The organism is Candidatus Vampirococcus lugosii (genome assembly GCF_018420025.1).
In the GTDB taxonomy this organism is placed as follows: domain Bacteria; phylum Patescibacteriota; class Gracilibacteria; order Absconditabacterales; family Absconditicoccaceae; genus Vampirococcus; species Vampirococcus lugosii.
Window position 1 is genome coordinate 1 of sequence record NZ_JAEDAM010000015.1, and the last position, 19,703, is coordinate 19,703.

15 protein-coding genes and 1 pseudogene are annotated in these 19,703 nt (G+C 23.4%); 2 read left to right on the forward strand and 14 right to left on the reverse strand.

Annotated features, from left to right (window positions below):
* The 5 genes and pseudogenes from VAMP_RS01820 to VAMP_RS01840 form a co-directional block, all read right to left on the reverse strand.
* Nucleotides 1-786 (reverse strand): annotated as a pseudogene (locus VAMP_RS01820) (hypothetical protein); the annotation flags it as partial.
* 143 nt (nucleotides 787-929) lie between these two features.
* Entirely contained in the window at nucleotides 930-1,844 is a 915-nt protein-coding gene (locus VAMP_RS01825) for a hypothetical protein (protein ID WP_213348621.1), read from the reverse strand.
* A gap of 113 nt (nucleotides 1,845-1,957) precedes the next feature.
* Entirely contained in the window at nucleotides 1,958-2,422 is a 465-nt protein-coding gene (locus tag VAMP_RS01830) for a hypothetical protein (protein WP_213348623.1), read from the reverse strand.
* Nucleotides 2,422-2,811 (reverse strand): hypothetical protein, encoded by a 390-nt coding sequence (locus VAMP_RS01835; protein ID WP_213348625.1) that lies wholly within the window; start codon nucleotides 2,809-2,811, stop codon nucleotides 2,422-2,424. The genes VAMP_RS01830 and VAMP_RS01835 overlap by 1 nt, the downstream gene beginning before the upstream one ends.
* 3 nt (nucleotides 2,812-2,814) lie before the next feature.
* Nucleotides 2,815-3,615: a type II secretion system protein gene (locus tag VAMP_RS01840; protein ID WP_213348627.1), complete on the reverse strand. Its 801-nt coding sequence runs from the start codon at nucleotides 3,613-3,615 to the stop codon at nucleotides 2,815-2,817.
* Nucleotides 3,616-3,782: 167 nt separating this feature from the next.
* Here VAMP_RS01840 and VAMP_RS01845 point away from each other — a divergent pair, with 167 nt between their 5' ends.
* Both VAMP_RS01845 and VAMP_RS01850 read left to right on the forward strand, forming a co-directional pair.
* Nucleotides 3,783-5,690 carry an efflux RND transporter periplasmic adaptor subunit gene (locus VAMP_RS01845; RefSeq protein ID WP_213348629.1) on the forward strand — a complete coding sequence of 636 codons (1,908 nt, stop codon included), beginning with the start codon at nucleotides 3,783-3,785 and terminating at the stop codon, nucleotides 5,688-5,690.
* Between the two features lie 30 nt (nucleotides 5,691-5,720).
* Nucleotides 5,721-9,023 carry an efflux RND transporter permease subunit gene (locus tag VAMP_RS01850; protein WP_213348631.1) on the forward strand — a complete coding sequence of 1,101 codons (3,303 nt, stop codon included), beginning with the start codon at nucleotides 5,721-5,723 and terminating at the stop codon, nucleotides 9,021-9,023.
* Between the two features lie 808 nt (nucleotides 9,024-9,831).
* Here VAMP_RS01850 and VAMP_RS01855 read toward each other — a convergent pair.
* The 9 genes from VAMP_RS01855 to VAMP_RS01895 all read right to left on the reverse strand — a co-directional run.
* On the reverse strand, nucleotides 9,832-10,260 hold the full coding sequence (locus VAMP_RS01855) for a F0F1 ATP synthase subunit delta/epsilon (RefSeq protein ID WP_213348633.1): 429 nt from the start codon (nucleotides 10,258-10,260) through the stop codon (nucleotides 9,832-9,834).
* A 26-nt stretch (nucleotides 10,261-10,286) separates the two neighbouring features.
* Nucleotides 10,287-11,681: a F0F1 ATP synthase subunit beta gene (gene atpD / locus VAMP_RS01860; RefSeq protein ID WP_213348635.1), complete on the reverse strand. Its 1,395-nt coding sequence runs from the start codon at nucleotides 11,679-11,681 to the stop codon at nucleotides 10,287-10,289.
* Nucleotides 11,682-11,713: 32 nt separating this feature from the next.
* Nucleotides 11,714-12,631 carry an ATP synthase F1 subunit gamma gene (gene atpG, locus VAMP_RS01865; protein ID WP_213348637.1) on the reverse strand — a complete coding sequence of 306 codons (918 nt, stop codon included), beginning with the start codon at nucleotides 12,629-12,631 and terminating at the stop codon, nucleotides 11,714-11,716.
* Nucleotides 12,632-12,665: 34 nt separating this feature from the next.
* Entirely contained in the window at nucleotides 12,666-14,171 is a 1,506-nt protein-coding gene (atpA, locus tag VAMP_RS01870; RefSeq protein WP_213348639.1) for a F0F1 ATP synthase subunit alpha, read from the reverse strand.
* A 13-nt stretch (nucleotides 14,172-14,184) separates the two neighbouring features.
* Nucleotides 14,185-14,547, reverse strand: a complete 363-nt coding sequence (locus VAMP_RS01875; protein WP_213348641.1) for a hypothetical protein — start codon at nucleotides 14,545-14,547, stop codon at nucleotides 14,185-14,187.
* A 21-nt stretch (nucleotides 14,548-14,568) separates the two neighbouring features.
* Entirely contained in the window at nucleotides 14,569-15,030 is a 462-nt protein-coding gene (locus VAMP_RS01880; RefSeq protein ID WP_213348643.1) for a F0F1 ATP synthase subunit B, read from the reverse strand.
* 27 nt (nucleotides 15,031-15,057) lie between these two features.
* Nucleotides 15,058-17,310, reverse strand: a complete 2,253-nt coding sequence (locus tag VAMP_RS01885; protein WP_213348645.1) for an ATP synthase subunit C-like protein — start codon at nucleotides 17,308-17,310, stop codon at nucleotides 15,058-15,060.
* A 63-nt stretch (nucleotides 17,311-17,373) separates the two neighbouring features.
* The gene (locus VAMP_RS01890; protein ID WP_213348647.1) at nucleotides 17,374-18,204 is read right to left on the reverse strand and encodes a F0F1 ATP synthase subunit A; all 831 of its coding nucleotides are present in this window, start codon (nucleotides 18,202-18,204) and stop codon (nucleotides 17,374-17,376) included.
* A gap of 260 nt (nucleotides 18,205-18,464) precedes the next feature.
* A partial coding sequence (locus VAMP_RS01895) for a restriction endonuclease subunit S (protein WP_213348649.1) occupies nucleotides 18,465-19,703 on the reverse strand: 1,239 nt, incomplete at its 5' end.

Below are 19,703 nucleotides of genomic sequence, written 5' to 3' on the forward strand. Positions count from 1 at the left end.
ATTTACAACATTTTTTATTTCTGTTCGTGAATTTAATCAATAATGATCTTTAACTATATTTGACAAAATATCTCATGATTTTATAGTGTAATAATCTGGTTCTAATTCTATATTCTCTGGATTCTCTGGATTCTCTGAATTCTCTGAATTCTCTGGATTCTCTGGATTCTCTGAATTCTCTGAATTCTCTGAATTCTCTGGATTCTCTGGATTCTCTGGATTCTCTGGATTCTCTGAATTCTCTGAATTCTCTGGATTCTCTGAATTTTCTGGATTTTCTGGATTCTCTGAATTCTCTGAATTCTCTGGATTCTCTGGATTTTCTTGTTCATCAGATGGAATTCATATTTCTTTTGATCACCATTGTTCTTCCAACATTCTAGATTGTTCAGTATCTCAAACAGTATCATCAATTTCACCAGCTTGAACATCTCCACTACCTGAAAAGAAAGTAGTTATAGATTCTCGTAATTCAGAAATATTTTCTTTTGCCATATCAATAATACCAATTCTTTCATTATTTTGTTCACTTTCTACACTAACCAATTCATCTATAAAATTATTAAGAGCAATTTTTTGATCAGCATCCAAAGATAATGAATTATCAATATTATCCTTAATCTCTGAAATATCATCTTCATTACTTCGATCTATATCTTTACTTCAATCAATAATTCAATTTTCAACAAATAATGTATTTATAGCTTGACTTAAAACTTCATTATCTTCAACAGTTTCAACAGTTTCATTATCTTCAAACCTTTCATTATTAATATTTTCTACCATCTATTTTTATTTTTATATATATAAATAAAATATATATATTATTATATATTTTTTTAAAAATTTGTCAAAAAAAATTATATTTTATTAAATAAAGTTAAATTATAAAATTTTAATTATAAATTAAATTATAAACAATATCAAATTTAATTACAATCCAACAAAATCCCTGTTTTATATACAGTTCAATAAGTTTTTTTATCTTGCTCACAATTATCATCAACACAAATATATTTTTCTATTCAAAAAGAATATTCTCAACCATCATATATTGTTCAAGAAGAAAAAATACTTCCAGTATAATATAAAATACTTCAAGTATATAAATTTATTCAAGTTCATAAATCTACTCAAGTTAAATAATTTCAAGTATATAATAAATTATCTAAAGTTAAATTATTTCAAGAAAAAATTGAATATTCATATTTTATTTCATCAATCCAATCTATGTTTGCTCAACTTCGATTTCGTTGCAAATCTATTCAAGTTCAAGAAGGACTACAATTTGATATTCAAGTTAAATTATAAGCTTGTGGTGGTGGTATATAAAATGAATTTTGATATTCAATATTTTTATCAAAAAATTTTCTATTTCAAATAAATAAATTCTGATTAACTTGTATATCAAATCATCAAGTTAAATTTTGTGATATTTTATGTTTTTTTAATAAATTTCATCAAGTAAGATTAAATATAAATTGTATTCGTTCGTCTTCTTTATTTTCAAGCTTTAAATTTAAATTTTGATTAATTATATCACCTGTAAACATAAATTTTTTATCTTGTATTAAATATTTATCATTTCAATCATTAGTAAAATTATTTATATGTAATATAGTATTTATATTATTTCCTGTTAATAATATATTAAATCAACTTGCATAAATATTTTGATAGAATCATAAATCTATAGTTTTGTTAGGAGGAATAAATCAATAAATTCATCATGATTTACATTTTTCTATATTTTCATCTAAACAATCTTGAAAATAAGTTTTATTATCATAAAAATATTTTTCATTAAGTTTATTGTTTGATTCTCATATATAATATGACTGCAAAAATTTATCTGCAAAAAAAATTAAAATCTTGTAAAAAAAAATTAAAACTAATTAGGTAAATTCATAATACTGAAATTAGAACAACTATAGCAAAAATAGCAAAAAAAATCATTTTATTTTTTTATAAAATAATATAAATTATGTGTTTTATTCAAACTTTCTACAAAAATTTCAATAAAATATCAATCATATTTTGATTTTGAATTTATTTGTAAACAATTAATATTATATTCATATTTATCTTCAAAAGTATTTTCGTCATCACTTATTTTACTAATTATTAATTTTCAATCTTCATTACATTTGTATTGTATATACTCATCATTTTTTTGAATAACAATTTCGTTGGATCAAGTAAGATTTGTTCAAGTCATAGTAGACAATTCCCATCAATAATATCAATTAGCATAAATTACTTTTTTTATATCATTTATATTTTTTGCAATTTCCTGTGTGTTTTCACTTAATTTACTTATTGAAAAAAAGTTTGCAATTATACTTACCATAAGTCATCATATTAATGCAAAAAATCAAATATATATAGATATTTCCAATAAAGCAAATCATTTTTTATTCATTATTTCAAAATTGAATAATTATAAAAATACTCTTCTCATAATTGTATTTCACAAAATATTATATTTTCTTGTATATCTGAATCTATTAATTTAAAATTTTCTTTTTTTTCACATTCAAAATAATTTGAATTAGTTTCAAATATATCTCAAGTATATATACTATAATTGTCTATATTATTTCAAGTAAAAGTAATATATCAACTCATACTTTCACTTGTATTTTCAACAAGATATTTTGAGTAATTTATTATATTAATATTTTTATCATACTGTTTTTGTTCTTTCCAATAATCTTCAAATCATAATCTTGCAATTTGCAAACTTTCCAAAGAATAAAACAATATTACACTTACAATAAAAATTGCTATACTTACTTCCATTAATTTCATTTATTAATTTGTTTTACAAGAAATAGAAATATTACCTGAATCACTAACACATTCCCAATCCCAATTTGAATCAATACTTCAAGTTAAATTTTTTGCATTTCATAAACTACATAATTTAGTAGGTCTTGAATTAATATCTGAATTATGATCTTGTCAACATTCTATACTACCATAATTTTTTATTAATCTATTTTTTACCGCATCTCATGTAAATGAAACATTAGAACCAGTTAATATTATATTATATAAAGAAGGAAAATCTGGATCATATATATCTCAAGTTAATATTGATCAACTTGATGTTAATGCTTCATTATCATCTGAATTTACTATAATTCCCAACTCATTTCAAAGAGTTTTTATATCCATAATTGAAAAATTTTGTGCATAAACTTTTTCAGTATATGAAAGATCTTCACTTTCTTTTTCCAAATATCACATAATTTGATATTTATTTTTTCCTTCATTTATATTATATATATATTCAAAATCATCTTTTGGATCAAGTTGTTTAACAGTAATTCATTGTGTATTTGAAGTAGCATTATCACCAAAAGTTCATTGATATCAAAGAATAATAGCTCAACTTGTTATAGTTATTTTATTGTCAGGCTCAGGTAAATATCATTTTCTAAATAATTCTTGTTCCAAAGATGAAGAAATATTTTGTAAACTTGTAATTCTAGCAGTATTTCTTGCATCTCTCATATATTGACCAAAAAGAAAACTAGAACTTGCTGCAAGTATCATAATAATTCATATAGAAACAATTAATTCTATCAAAGTAAATCATTTATTTTTCATTTATTTTTAATAATAATAATCTAAATTATATTAGATAATATAATAAATATATTTTATTTAATATCAAGCTTTTATAAAAAAAAATATTTAATATATTTTATTGTATATTAGAGCTATATCTTTATATACAATATATCTATATTTATTAGTATAATTTTTATGTTGTAATGAAAAAAATTTATTTTATTTCAATTTTGTTATCTGTTTTATTTTTACAAGCTTGTAATACTGAATACAAGGAAATAGAGTATTCGCAGAATCAAAATTATTATACAGTTAAGACTTGATCTATAAGTACACAGTGAAATTTTATTTGAAATATTGAATCTCAAAATCAAACAGTATTATCATCAAAAACTTTTGGTAGAGTAAATACATTAAATTTTTCCAAATGAGATTTTGTTAATAAATGACAAATAATAGCAAGTGTTGATTCTGTTCAATCTTCAATTTCTTATGATTCTATATGAAATGTTTTGGAAAATCTTCGTTCTACTAGAAATTCTACAGAATTAATGTTTCAAAATCAAATAAAATCAGCACAATCAGCATATCATCAAGCTCAAAATTCTATCAATATGATTAAATCACAATTAGCTTGAACAACAAATCAAGTTCTTAATATAGAAAATATAAATAAAAGTAATTTGCAAGTAGCACAAGAACAAATAAATTCTGCTCAACTAGCTATTGAATCTATAAATAATGAAATTGAAAATGCAAAAACTAATTTTGAACAACAAGAAAATAATATATATTCAAATGCAACATCTTCAATAAGTGCATCATCTATTTTATCAAAAAATATTTTGAAGTTTACGGATGAAATTTTGTGAGTATCAAATCAGAATAAAAACAAAAATAATTCTTTTGAAACTTATCTTTCTGCAAGAAATTCTTCCTTAAAAGCTGAAGCAAAAAATACTTGGTCAGATTTGAATAATAAATTTGAACAAATAGAAAATATGTATAATAATTTGGAAACTCTTGCTTGAAATCCCAATTGAAAAGAAAAAATACAAGAAATTTTGTCTGAATATGAAAAATATTTATCAGATTTGAGAAGTTTTTTATCTGAATTTTATGAAGTTCTTGATAAAAGTGTTAATGCAGTATCTTTTCCAGAATCTAAAATAAATAATTTAAAAGAAAGAACTATAAATTATCAACAAAATTTGGAAAAAACATTGATTGATGCACAATGAAATTTTATGGTATGAATTAAATGAAGTTTACAAGCTATAAAAAATTTGGAAAATGAAAAAACATCAACTTTTGATAGATTAAAGAATAATCTTGAACAAGCTCAAAAACAACTTGATCAAGCGAATAAAGCTTATGAAAATTATGAAGCTATGTGAACTTCTGAATCAACTAAAGTTTTGACTCAAAAAGAGGTTTATCAAGATCAAATTAAAGTTTATGAACAACAATCTCAACAAGCACAAGATAATGTATCTGCAATTCAAAACCAAATGGAATCTGAATTATCATCAATAGATTCAAAAATAGCTGAATTAGAATGACAAAGAAAATCAGTTTCTAGTCAAATACAAAATACAAATATTGTTGCTCCATTTTCTTGAGTAATTATTGAAAATAATGTTGAATTAGGGCAATTATTATGACCTGAAAATCCTGCTATTATTTTTGCAAGCAATCAAGATTTAAAAATTAATATCAAAATTCCACAAACTTTATGAGAAAATATTTCTCAATGAGATAATGTAAATATAAAAATTTCTTGAAAAGAACAAGAATTTACTTGATTTGTATCAAAAATATTTCCAAATATTGATCCTTTATCCAAAAGACTTGATATAGAAATTAAATTTAATGAATCTCCATGAGATACTTTAATTTGAATGTTTGCAAATATATCTTTTGATAAAAACAATATTTCTTGATTAAAAGTTCCTTATAGTTATATAAAATATGATTATTGAAGTGCATATTTAAATATTTTGCAAGAAAATAAGTCTTTACAAAAAATTGATATAGAAAAAATACAATGTAATAATTGAGAATGTATAATAAAATGAGATTTGAGTGTATGAGATAAAATAATAAGATAAATAATTTATTTTTTAAATTTTCTTTTAATTATGTTTTGAAAATATGCTGAATTTTGGATCAAAAATCCAAAACTTACAATCATATTAATGATAGTTATTTTGATTTGGTGATTATTATCTTGGTTTGTAATTCCTAAACAATATAATCCTGATATTGAGGCTCCAACTTTTATAATTTCTGCACAAGCTCCTTGATATACTGCAAAAGAAGTAAATAATTTGTTAGTTTCTCAAATGGAAATGAAATTTAAAGAAATAGAAGATGTTAAAGAAATTTCTTGAAATTCTATGGAAAATTTCTGATCAGTTATGGTAATGTTTGAAATATGAACTGATAAAGAAAAAGCAACAACTAGACTTTATAATAAAATTTATACAAGTTTAGATTTTTCTCCTATGTGAATATCTCAACCTAGTGTAATGTCTATTGATCCAAATGATATTCCAATTTTTTCTTTTGCTATTTACAATACACAAAAAGATATTCCTGAACATAAAAACTTATTAAAACTGAAAGATATATCTATTGATATTGTTGAAAGATTAAAACTTATTGATGATACTACAGTTTTTTATAATATATGAGCATATAATCAAAAATTAATTGTAAGAACAGATTTGGAAAAGTTATCTGAATACAATGTTGATATGACACAAATTCTTTGAGCAATATCACAAAATAATCAAAATTTTTATTGATGAAAAATTAAATATGACAATATTATTTCTGATATTCAAGTAAAATGAGAAATATCTGATCTTTCTTCTATAGAAAATATAATTGTAGCAAATTATAATTGAAATAATATTTATTTATCTGATTTGGCAAATGTATATTTTTGAATATGAAAAGAAGAACATTTTGCAAAATTTTCTGAATATTGAGATACTAATGATGCAGTTTTTATTTGATTAGCAAAATCTCCAAGTGCAAATAGTATATTTGTAGTAAATGAAGTAAAACAAGAACTTGAAAAAATAAAATCGGAACTTCCTGCATCATATGAAATTGTTGAAATACAAAATGAATGATATGAAGCTGAGAATGCAACTAATATGTTAATTATTAATCTTTTTCAAGCTATATTTATAGTTTTTATAGTTTTGTTTTTTTATTTATGATTTAAAGATGCTATAAATAATAGTATAGCTATTCCATTAACTTTAGCTATAGTTTTTGGTATAGCTTTGGCAATATGAGATAATGTAAATAGAATTACATTATTTGCTGTAATTTTAGTTTTATGAATGTTGGTAGATAATAGTACTGTTATAGTAGAAAACATTTCTAGACATTTAAAAGATAGAGAAACAACTTGAGTTGATAAACTTACTGCAATCAAAACTTGAGTTCAAGAAGTTGGTTTTGGTGTAATATTGGCAACAATTACTAGAATATTAGCTTTTATTTCTATGTTTTTTGTTACAGATATGATGTGAGAGTATATGTGACCTATTCCCAAATATGCAATTATAGCTCTTAGTGCATCTTTTTTTATTGCCATGTCTATCAATCCATTTTTTGCTTATTTTCTTACAAAAAAAGATTCTCAAAAATCTAATAAAAAAAATAATATCAAACAAGAAAATATTGAAATAAAACAAACTTGGATAGAAAAAAAATATAAATCTTTGATAGAACTTTTATTAACTCCCAAAACTTCTATTTTTAGAAAAATATTTAAAGCTATTTTTTGGATAGTTTTGATCGTGTCTGTAGTAGTTCCTATATATTATCAAGTATTTAAAGCTCAAATGCTTCCCAAATCTGATAAAAATCAATTTTATATTTGGATTGATGCACCCAGAGATTGGTCTATAGATAAAACAAAAGATTTATTAAATCATATAGATGATTTTGTTTATGATTTTTCTTATGAAAGTGATAGTAAAGAAGATGAAAATTTAAAAATAATAAAATCTACTTCATCACGATGAGGTATACAACCTGTTCCAGATTTTGCTAGTGTTTTTCGTGGAAGTTATCAAAGACAAATGCAAAATCAATTATCTATTAAAATTAATTTAATTAAAAGTGATTATAGAGATATTTTTTCGCAAGATTTTGTTATACAATTTAGACCTTTGATAAAAAAATATATAGATAGTAAATATCCTGAAGTTGAAATTAGATTATTGGAAGAACCACCTTGACCTCCTGTACAATCAACTTTTATGTTAAAAATTTCTTGAATGCCTGATCAAGATTATGAAAATGTTTGAAATTTTGCTAAATGGATACAAGAAAAAATAAAACCATCTTTAGTTCAAAATCAAGTTGTAGATATATATAATTCTTTTCAAGAATATCAAACTACCTACAAAATCAATCTAGATCAAGAAAAAATAACTAGACTCTGATTAAATATAGAACAAATTTGAAATTCTCTTTATTCAATTTTTGAATGATTAGATATATCACCCTATCATGATCAATCTACAAAAAAACCTATAAATATTTTTGTTACAGCAAATCAAGAAAAAGTAAATGATATAAATATTTTTGATAAAATATATTTTACAAGCAAAAATTGAAAACAAGTTCCATTATTGGAAATAGCTGATATAATACCTCAAAAAAAAGCACAAACAATAATGAATAATGATATGCTTCCTACAGTATATATTTATTGAGAAATATGAGAAGATAGTATTGTTTATCCTAGTTTTGCATTATTATCTATATTTTTGGATAAAAAATTTTGGCAAGATAAATTTGAAATTATCTCTTGGAATTTATATTGATTTAAATTGAAAGAAAAATTAACTTGAAATAATTATGAAGTAAATTTTTGATGAGAACGGGAAGTTACTATGGATACTTTTGCTGATATGTGAATAGCTATGATAATAGCTTTGCTTTGAATATATTTTATAATAGTTGCACAATTTAAATCATTTACTATATGATGAATAGTTATGATAACATTTTTGTTATGATTTTTTGGTGTATTTCCTTGATTTGCTAGTATGTATATGATAAATTGAGAATTTTTTTCTGCTACTAGTATGATATGAGTTATTGCTCTTGCTTGAATAGTAGTTGGTAATGCTATTATTTTAATAGAATATGTAAATGTTTTACTAAAATCTGGTTTATCTATTAGAGATTCTATTATAAAAGCTTGAATTGTAAGACTTAGACCTATAATTCTTACTTCTCTTACTACAGTATTATGAATTACTACAATTTTATGAGATCCAGTATGGAGTGGTTTGGCATTTTCTATAATCTTTGGTCTAACTATTTCTGCCGTACTTACATTGATTGTAGTACCAGTTTTCTTATATGATAACTTAATTTGGCAAGATCAAAAATTAAGTAAAAAATAAATCTAATAGTATTTATAACTTCTATTGAAGTTTTTTACTAAAATTTTTAACTTTTCAACTATATAATAAAGCAATAGATTATCTTTCAAGATAATCTATTGCTTTATTATAAATTAATATTATCAATTTCTTTTATTCAATCAATTTGTTTCAAACAATTTTTGAGAGTATTTTTTTAAAAAATATATTATGATTATTAGCACTTAAAATAATAAAAAAACAAAAAAAATATACTAAATTATAATAAAAAAATCAGAATTAAGAAAAAATATAATAATATTAACTACAACAAAATAAACTATTTTTTTTTACAAAAACAAAATTAAACAATAAAATTCAGATTACAAATTAATTTTAGTATATTTTAATTTAAATTTTATAAATTTACAAAACAGTTTATATAAAAATATATATTTAAAAATGATTAATAATATTCAAGCTGTTTTAAATAAATTTAAACAAGTCAAATAATTTAAATGTTTATCTTATTTTTCAAAATATAAACTCTAATCAAATAAATTTTATTTTAAAATATACTAAAAATATTTAATCTAATTATTTAATAAATCAAATAATAGAATAAATATATGGTCTATAAAATATATTTCATAAAACAACTAATGTAAACAATCACATTAACCAATTAAAAATCACTCCAAAACTAGCATTTTCAGAATTTACTCATTACAAGTTTGAAAAGTAATTATTTTCAAATAACCTACTTAAATCCATAGCATATAAAGCAAAACTAGAATAGAACAAAAACATATAAAAAAATGTAAATCAATTATTTTAATACATAAAAAACTTAATTATTTTTTTTAGATAATTTTAGATTAACAAGAGATTTTGCTATTTGCTCTTCAGCTTCTATAAATGCCTCCATATCTATTTTATTTTTCTGACTTTTAATTTCTTCCATATTTTTTATAGCATCTAATCTTGCTTGTTCAGCCTTTTCAAAATCTAAATCTTCAGCTCCTACTACTGTATCCAAAATAATTTTACAATTATTTTCATTAAATTGTAATACTCCCCTTCATACTGCAAATTCTTTTGAAAAATCAGAATTATTTTCAACATAATCAATATATAATACCGATGGAATTATAGCAGATAAGATACAATGGTGATTGTCAAGTATAGTTAATTCTCAAGCTAAAGTATGGACATTTATCAATTTCACATTATCATTTATAAAAGTTTCTCACTCAAAAGAAATTAATTCTAATTTCATTATAAAATATATTTAAATATTAAACATTATTTTTTTTGACTATTTTCAAAAGAACTTATAACATCATCAATAGTCGCTTTGTACATAAAATGTTTTTCTCAAATATGATCAAGTTCTCAATCAATTATTTTTCTAAATCAAGAAATAGTATCACTTAATTTAGCATAAACTCATTTCATTCAAGTAAATTGTTCTGCAACGAAGAATGGTTGAGATAAGAATTTTTGAATTCTTCTAGCTCTTGAAACAGTCAATTTATCTTCTATAGAAAGTTCATCCATTCAAAGAATTGCTATAATATCTTGTAATTCTTTATATTTTTGAAGAATTCTTTGAATTTCTCTTGCAACATTATAATGTTCCTTTCATAAAACTTGAGGATCCAAAACTGTACTTGTAGAATCCAACGGATCAACAGCAGGGTAAATACCTAATTCTGCAATAGATCTATTCAAAACTATAGTACTATCCAAATGAGAAAAAGTTGTAGCAGGAGCTGGATCAGTAAGATCATCTGCTGGCACATAAACTGCTTGTACTGAAGTAATAGATCAATCTTTTGTTGAAGTAATTCTTTCTTGTAAAGCACCCATATCTGTTGCTAAAGTTGGTTGATATCAAACTGCTGATGGAATTCTTCAAAGTAATGCAGATATTTCTGATCAAGCTTGAGTAAATCTAAATATATTATCTATAAATAATAAAACATCTCTTTTTTCTCTATCTCTAAAATTTTCTGCCATTGTCAATCAAGTAAGTGCAACTCTAGCTCTAGGTCAAGGAGCTTCGTTCATTTGTCAAAATACCATAGCAGTTTTATCCAAAACTCAAGAATCTTTCATTTCATGATATAAATCATTTCATTCTCTAGTTCTTTCTCAAACTCAAGCAACTACAGAATAACCACCATGTTCAGATGCAATATTATGAATTAATTCTTGCATTATCACTGTTTTTCAAACTCAAGCTCATCAAAATAATCAAACTTTTCATCATTTCAACATTGGAGCTATCAAATCTATAACTTTAATTCAAGTTTCAAATATTTCTGCACTTGTTGTTAATTCACTTAATTTTGGTGCATCTCTATGTATAGGATCCAAATTTTTAGTTTTAGGTTTTACTTTTCAATCTATCGGCTCTCACAAAACATTAAAAATTCTTCATAATACTTGTTCTCATACAGGAACTTTTATAGGACTATCAGTTGCAATAACTTCCAAACCTCTTTTTAATCAATCTACAGGATTCATAGCTATAGTTCTAACAACTCAATCTCAAAGTAATTGTTGTACTTCCAAAACAACTTTGGAACCATTATGACTTAATTCAAGTGCATCATAAATAGAAGGTACTAATCAATTTGAAAACTCAACATCTATAACAACTCAAATAATTCTAATTATTTTTCCTTTATTCATAATTAATTTAATAACTTAATAAAATTTAAAAACTAATCTTTCATTGATTCTACTCAAGAAACAATTTCACCAACTTCTTTTGTAATATAAGCTTGTCTTTCTTTATTATACTCCAAAGTAAGATCATAGGCATAATTATTTGCATTATCTTTTGCATTTTTCATAGCTATCATACGAGCAGAATGTTCTGATGCTTTTGATTCCAACAATATATCATAAAACATAGAATCCAATATCATAGGCATTATATAATTAAGCAATCTATCTCTTGATGGTTCTACATAATAATCATTTAAATCTTGTGAGTGATCAATTTCTAACAATTCATTATAATAATTCTCTCACAAAATTTGATAAAAATAATCATAAATGGAATCTTTACTAAGAGAAAGAAATTTTGAAGTTAAAGGAATTTGTTTAATAGTATTTACATAATAATTATAAAATATAACAACTCTTCAATATTCTCACAAAACATATTTTTTAGTAAGCATTTTTGATATAGATTTAGAAAAAGAATATGAAACATCATCAATAAATTCAGATGAATAATCAAGAATTATATTATTACCCGTTCTTGCCAAAAAATTACTTCATTTTTTTCATATAGAAACAAAATCAATATTTTCATCTTTATTATTCTGTGTATAATCCAAAACTTTTTTCATAACATTTATATTATAAGCTCAACATAATCATTTATTTGATGTTATAAGAACTCATAAAGTTTTTTTATTTGAAATATTATCAGAAAAAAAATGACTATTTTTTATAGAATCATTAAGATCAAGGAATATCTTAAATATAGATTTTATATATTCTTTTTTCAATAAAGCTAAATCTTGTGCTTTTTTCATTTTTATTGTAGATATAAGTTCCATAGTTTTAGTAATTTTTGCAGTATTTTTTACAGAACTTATTTTTCTCTTAATTTCTTTTGTATTAGACATATTTAAACTATAAGTTTACATATTAAATAATAATTTAATCTAACATTTCAATAATTTTATTTATCAAATCTTTAATCTTTATTTCTGTAGTTTCTGTTATTTGCTTTTCTTTTTTTATTGAAGACAAAATACTTACTTCCTCATCCAATGACCAATAAAAATTTTTTTCAAATGTAGATATTTTATTTACATCCAAATTATCAAGATATCAATTAACTCAAGCATAAATTAAACATACCTGTTTTTCAGTTGCTACAGGTTCATAAATTCATTGTTTTAATATTTCAATCATTCTTTTTCACCTTTCCAATTGAATTTTAGTTTCAGAATCAAGATCAGATGCAAATTGAGAAAATGCCTCAAGCTCTCTATATTGAGCTAAATCTAATTTCAAATTTCAAGCAACTTTTTTCATTGCTTTAATTTGAGCTGATCATCAAACTCTACTAACAGATAATCAAACATTAATAGCAGGTTTTTGTCAAGAATTAAATAAATTAGAATCCAAAAATATTTGTCAATCTGTAATAGATATAACATTTGTAGGAACATATGCTCATACATCTCAAGCTTGTGTTTCTATGATAGGTAATGCAGTCAAAGATCAAGCTCATAATTCATCACTAAGTTTTGAAGCTCTTTCTAATAATTTTGAGTGTAAATAAAAAACATCTCATGGATAAGCTTCTCTTCCAGGAGGTCTTCTTAATAATAAAGACATTTCTCTATAAGCATTTGCTTGTTTTGTCAAATCATCATATATAATTAAAGCATGTTTTCAGTTGAACATAAAATGTTCTCATATTGAACATCAAGTATATGGAGCCAAATATTGCATACTTGCAGGTGAAGATGATCATGCATTAACAACAATAGTATAATCCATAGCTCATCTACTCTTTAATTCTTCAATAATTCTAACAATTTTAGATTCTTTTTGTCAAATAGCAACATATATACAAATAACATTTTTTCATTTTTGATTCAAAATAGCATCTATAGCTAATTGTGTTTTTCAAGTTTGTCTATCTCAAATAATAAGTTCTCTTTGTCCTCTACCTATAGGAACTAAAGCATCTATTGCCTTTATTCATGTTTCCAATGGTTCATGAACTGATTTTCTATCCATAACTCAACTTGCAACTGCTTCTACAGGTCTTTTTAATGTAGTTCTTATTTCTCAAAATCAATCTACTGGTCTTCATAAAGAATCAACAACCCTACCAATCATCTCTTCTCATACTGGAACTTCCAAAATATCATTATTTGAAAAAACTTTTTCTCATTCTTTAATATCTCTAAATCATGAAAGCAAAACAACTCAAACATAATGTCTTTCCAAATTAAGAACAATTCAAACTCATCAAGATTCAAATTGTACTAAATCATTATAAGACACATCAGTTAATCAAGAAACTTTAGCAACTCAATCTCATACATAAAAGACTTCTCAAACATTTTTAACTTTTGGATTTATTTCAATTGTATCAAGTTTATTTTCTATATCATAAATTATATTATCCAAAACATTTTTTGACATTATTTATTGTTTTTTAATAATTAAATAAATTTTTTATAGTTTTTTGAAATTTCAAAAAGCTACAATCCAACATTTTATCATTACAAATCAATCTAATACCTCATAATAATGAAGTTTTAGGAACTAAATCTATTTCATTTTTGTGAACATTAACTGCAAAATAATTTTTATATATTTGTATAGATTGGTTTATAACTTCATCTTTATCTTGCATAGGATAATATTCTACAATATAAACATTTTTTGAATATAACTCATTTTTAAACTTTATTCTTCACTTATTTCATAGTTCTTTTATTAAATCTCTATAAAGAAATAAGTTCTTTTTTAAATATATAAGTTCCTCTCTAGTTAAATTATTCAATAACTTATTCATAATAATAATTATTAATTATAATTAAATAACTTCTTTTTTTATAAATTCTTTATTTTTTGATGGCTCATCAAAAAACTTTCAATTTATCATAAGAGATGTATCAACTATTTTTTTCTTTATTCATCTCAACATAATTTCTCTTTCTTTTTCCATATCTTTCTTGGCAGAATCAATAATAAAATCAGCTTTCAATTCTGCTTCTTTCATTTTTTCATTCATTTGTTTTTCAAGCAAAATTTCATTATTTTTTTGCATTTCATTTACTTTCTTTTTAGTTTCATCCAATATTTTATTAGCTTCTTTTTCGGCATCATTCAATTTTTGTCTTTTTATATCATCAGCTTGTTTCAAATCCAAAATTTTTTGTCTTCTATCTTCTATCAATTTTATAATTTTATTTCATAAAAAATAATAAAAAACAAAAACTATTATTCAAAAATTTATAATTTGTGCCAAAATAACTCAAAAACTTATATCTTCCATAATTATTATTTTAATAATATAAAATATTTAGTTAGATAATATCAAAAATGAAATTATCAATCAATATATTGCCGCCGACTCTACCATTGCAATAAATAATGTCATAAATGCCATAGATTTACCTTTATTATCTGGAGAATTATTTATTCAATTAATAGCTCATTTTATCAAAAATCACTCTCATACACCTACTCAAATACTAGCAAGTCAAATTGCTAATCCTGCTCACATCAATCAATAAATTCAAATAAGTCAATTACTAGCTAATATCTGAAATGATATTATTAATCAATATATAGCTGCTGATTCTATCAATGCCACTCACAATATTGATACTGTCAAAAAATATCACATCATTTTTGAATTTTTTCACATAGTATATATTGCTGTCTCTGACATATATCATCTTCAAATAGCTACTCATAAACCAGCTAATCATATCGCCAGTCATGCTCATATTGCCATATCATGATTTTCTAATCATCACATAATATTAAAAACTATTATCAATCAATATATAGCTGTAACTTCTATAAGTGCAATAAATAATACCATAAAAGTCATTATTTTATTTTTAATCTCTGGATTTCTATTTATTGCTCATAATGCTCAAACTATCAATCTACCTTGTCATATTCAAACTCATAATCATGATAATCATATTGCCAATCATGCTCATATAGATCAATATATTGACATAATAATACCTGGAGATATTAATTGAAAAGCTATTACTAATCAATATATTGCCGCTGACTCTATCAATGCTACTCATAATATTGATATTGTCATAAAAAAATTAGTCATTTTATTATTATCTCAAATAACTTCCATAGTTTTTTCTGACATATATCATCTTCAAATAGCTACTCATAAACCAGCTAATCATATCGCTAATCATGCTCATATTGCCAAATCATAATTTTCTAATCATCATATGATATTAAAAGAAATTATCAGTCAATATATAGCTGTAACTTCTACCAATGCAACAAATAAAACCATAAGTGTCATTATTTTGTTTTTCAACAAAGGTCTTTTAGAAATAGCTTTTAATGCTCAAACTACTAATCTACCTTGTCATACTCAAACTCATAATCAAGATAATCATACCGCCAATCATGCTCATATAGCTCAATACATTGACATAATAACATCTGGAGATATTAATTGAAAAGCTATTACTAATCAATATATCGCTGCCGACTCTACTAATGCTATTGATAATATTGACACTGCCAAATATGAATTTGACATTGCTTCATTCTCTCACATAAGTTCTATTGATTTCTTCGCAAGTGTTCACTGACCTATAGCTACTCATAAACCCGCTAATCATATCGCCAATCATGCTCATATCGCCAATCATCAATCTATTCATGTATTTCACATTACTCTAAATGCAAACACTAATCAATATATTGCCACTGACTCTACTAATGCTATAAATAACACCATAAAAGTCATCACTCTATTTTTTGAATCTGATCTCTTTCAAATAGCTCATAATGCTCAAACTACTAATTTACCTTGTCATACTCAAACTCATAATCAAGATAATCATACCGCCAATCATGCTCATATAGCTCAATACATTGACATAATAACATCTGGAGATATTAATTGAAAAGCTATTACTAATCAATATATCGCTGCCGACTCTACTAATGCTATTGATAATATTGACACTGCCAAATATGAATTTGACATTGCTTCATTCTCTCACATAAGTTCTATTGATTTCTTCGCAAGTGTTCACTGACCTATAGCTACTCATAAACCCGCTAATCATATCGCCAATCATGCTCATATCGCCAATCATCAATCTATTCATGTATTTCACATTACTCTAAATGCAAACACTAATCAATATATTGCCACTGACTCTACTAATGCTATAAATAACACCATAAAAGTCATCACTCTATTTTTTGAATCTGATCTCTTTCAAATAGCTCATAATGCTCAAGAGACCAAAAATCACTCTCATATTCAAGCTCAAGCTCATGCAAGTCATATCGCTAATCCAGCAGCTATACTAGAATATGCAGATATACTTTCATTACCAAATATTTGAAACGAAACAACCAATGAATATATTAATGCCGATTCCAATAAAGCCACCCCCAAAATAGATATTGTCAAATAAAAACTACTCATACTAGGTCTATCTGACATTACTTCCATAGTTTTTTTAACCAAAATTCACTGTCATATAGCAACTCATATTCAAGCAAGTCAAATTGCTAATCAAGGTCATAAATACCATAAAAATTCCATAATAATATTGTATATTTTATATATATAAATAAATTAGTATAATTTAAACATATCAAATTAATTTTAAGCAAATTTTGCAACCTTTATAAATATAGCTATCAATAATGGAAAAACTAATGCTTGTATCAAAGCAACAAGTAAAGATTGAAAATAAAGTATAACTGGTCCCAAAACTGGAAACTCAAAATTTAAATAAGTCAAAGTAAGTCATGAAATAGCTCATACCAACATAGCTAATAACATACCACCAGAAGTTACATTTCAAAACAATCTAAACGATAAAGATATTACTTTTGCAAAATGTCAAACTATTTCTAATAATCACAAAAACAAAGAAATAATAAGATCAAAAATTTTAACAAGTATAAATAAAGGCCAATCAAAAATAGGATTTAAATTTCATCTAGTATAAGGAAGATAATTTTTTCAAAATATAGGAAAATATTCATACAATGCTTTTCAAAATCATAAAGCTCTAAATTGCTCAAAAATAATAATCAAAAGTCATATCAAAGCCATTGCTATATTAAAATTTATATCAGCTGTAGGAATATCTATATATTTTTTCAATAAAGAAACATCTGTATCTGCTATATTTCAAAATACTGGAACCAAAATTTCCAAAAATACTCAAAGTAAATTTGAAATTAATATAACAAAAAAAAGTATTACTACATAAGTTTTTATCCATTTTTTTTCTTCATTTCATAATATATCTTCAAAAAAATCATACATTTTTTCAAAAAAATAATCAAAAAGTATTGAAAATCAACTATTAGGAAATAATCTATAAAATATAGATATAAACAATATAAGTAATACTACTAAAACAGTTCAATAAAAAAATCAAGGATTTAGATAAAATGATAAAAAAGCTTCAAAAACACTTTCCATTAATTATTTTTTATATAAAATAAAACATTAAATCTTTGGCATTATAATTATTTTATTAAAAATTTCAAGAATTTTATTTCTAATCTTCTGCACTTAAATTAGAGAAAAAAGTGAATTTTGTTGATTCTGTAGCTGTTTTCTTTGATTTCTATTTCGGAAAAATTTTCAATTATGTAATATATATTCAACTACTTCTAACCAGGCATACATTATATTTTTTTCTTTATCAAAATCAACATCTTTTCCCGCCCGGGCGGGAATTAAACTTTAACTCTTACTTTGCCCGTCAATAAGTCCTTCATAAGTCATTTTTTAATATTTTCAAGTTTTTGTTTATATGCTTGTTCTTTTTCTATTTTTTCATCTGCACTTGATAATATTTCTGCTATTTTTTGTTGTTCTTGAAGAGATTGAGGAATTTGCAATTTTAAGTGTTTTAATTTTTTAATAGTAAATGCTTTTTGACTAGTTCATATTATTAAATCATCTTGTTGCTTGTAAATTGCTTCTTTTAAAAAATGTTTTAAAAAATATTTATTAATATCTTGTCTATATTTTCTTAACCAAATAATATTTCAATCTTTAAAGTAAAATTTATCTGTTCATTTTACTAAATAAACATTTCACAGTGTTCATACTGCAGTAATTAAAATATCTCATTCTAAAGGTACTCAAAAATTATTTTTTATATTATTAAATTTATCTGTAGAAATATATAATAAATTATTGATTTCTACATTATTTATTTTTTTAGTTATTTCTTTTCATCTATAAAAAGGTATTCAATTTTTTTTATATTCATTAAAAAATATTCTCTTGCTTGATGTAAGCTCTCAAACTTCTCCCAATTTCTTCACCTCCCAACTCTCTGGAATTTTCCCCAACTCACTATCTTTAAATTTTGTATGAGGTTTTCAAGTATTTATATCAATTCATTTTGTAAATAAATCTTCCATCAATCAAGTTTTGATTTTTTTGTATTTTTCTATCAAATCATCAGTTTTTTGTATAGCTTCATCTACTGTTGAAAGTATTTTTGCTATTTTTTGTTGTTCTTGAAATGATTGAGGAAAAGTAATAAAAATATTTTTTAAATCTCAGTTATTTATAGCTTCTTGAGTACTTCATTCAGCATATAAATCTTTTTGTTTATTAAAATCATCTGACAATATAAATTGATAAAGATAATCAGAATTTATTGATGTATTTAATCATAAAAATCAAGTAGATAATATATATTTATTATATAGTTCATTATTAGCTTTTATTACTTTTAAAGTATATCTCATTTTAGCAAAATATATATTATCAATGATAGCTTGTATATTTGCTCTTGATGGTCTTTTATTAAATGTAATATATTTTTCAAAAGAAATTATTTTATTTCATTGAATTGATGAAGTAGATAAATATTTTTTTTCTCAGTTAAAATTTATAATTCAGCTTCATTGAATTTTAAAAAAGTTTTCATCTACAAGATTTGTTGTTTTCCACCCTTC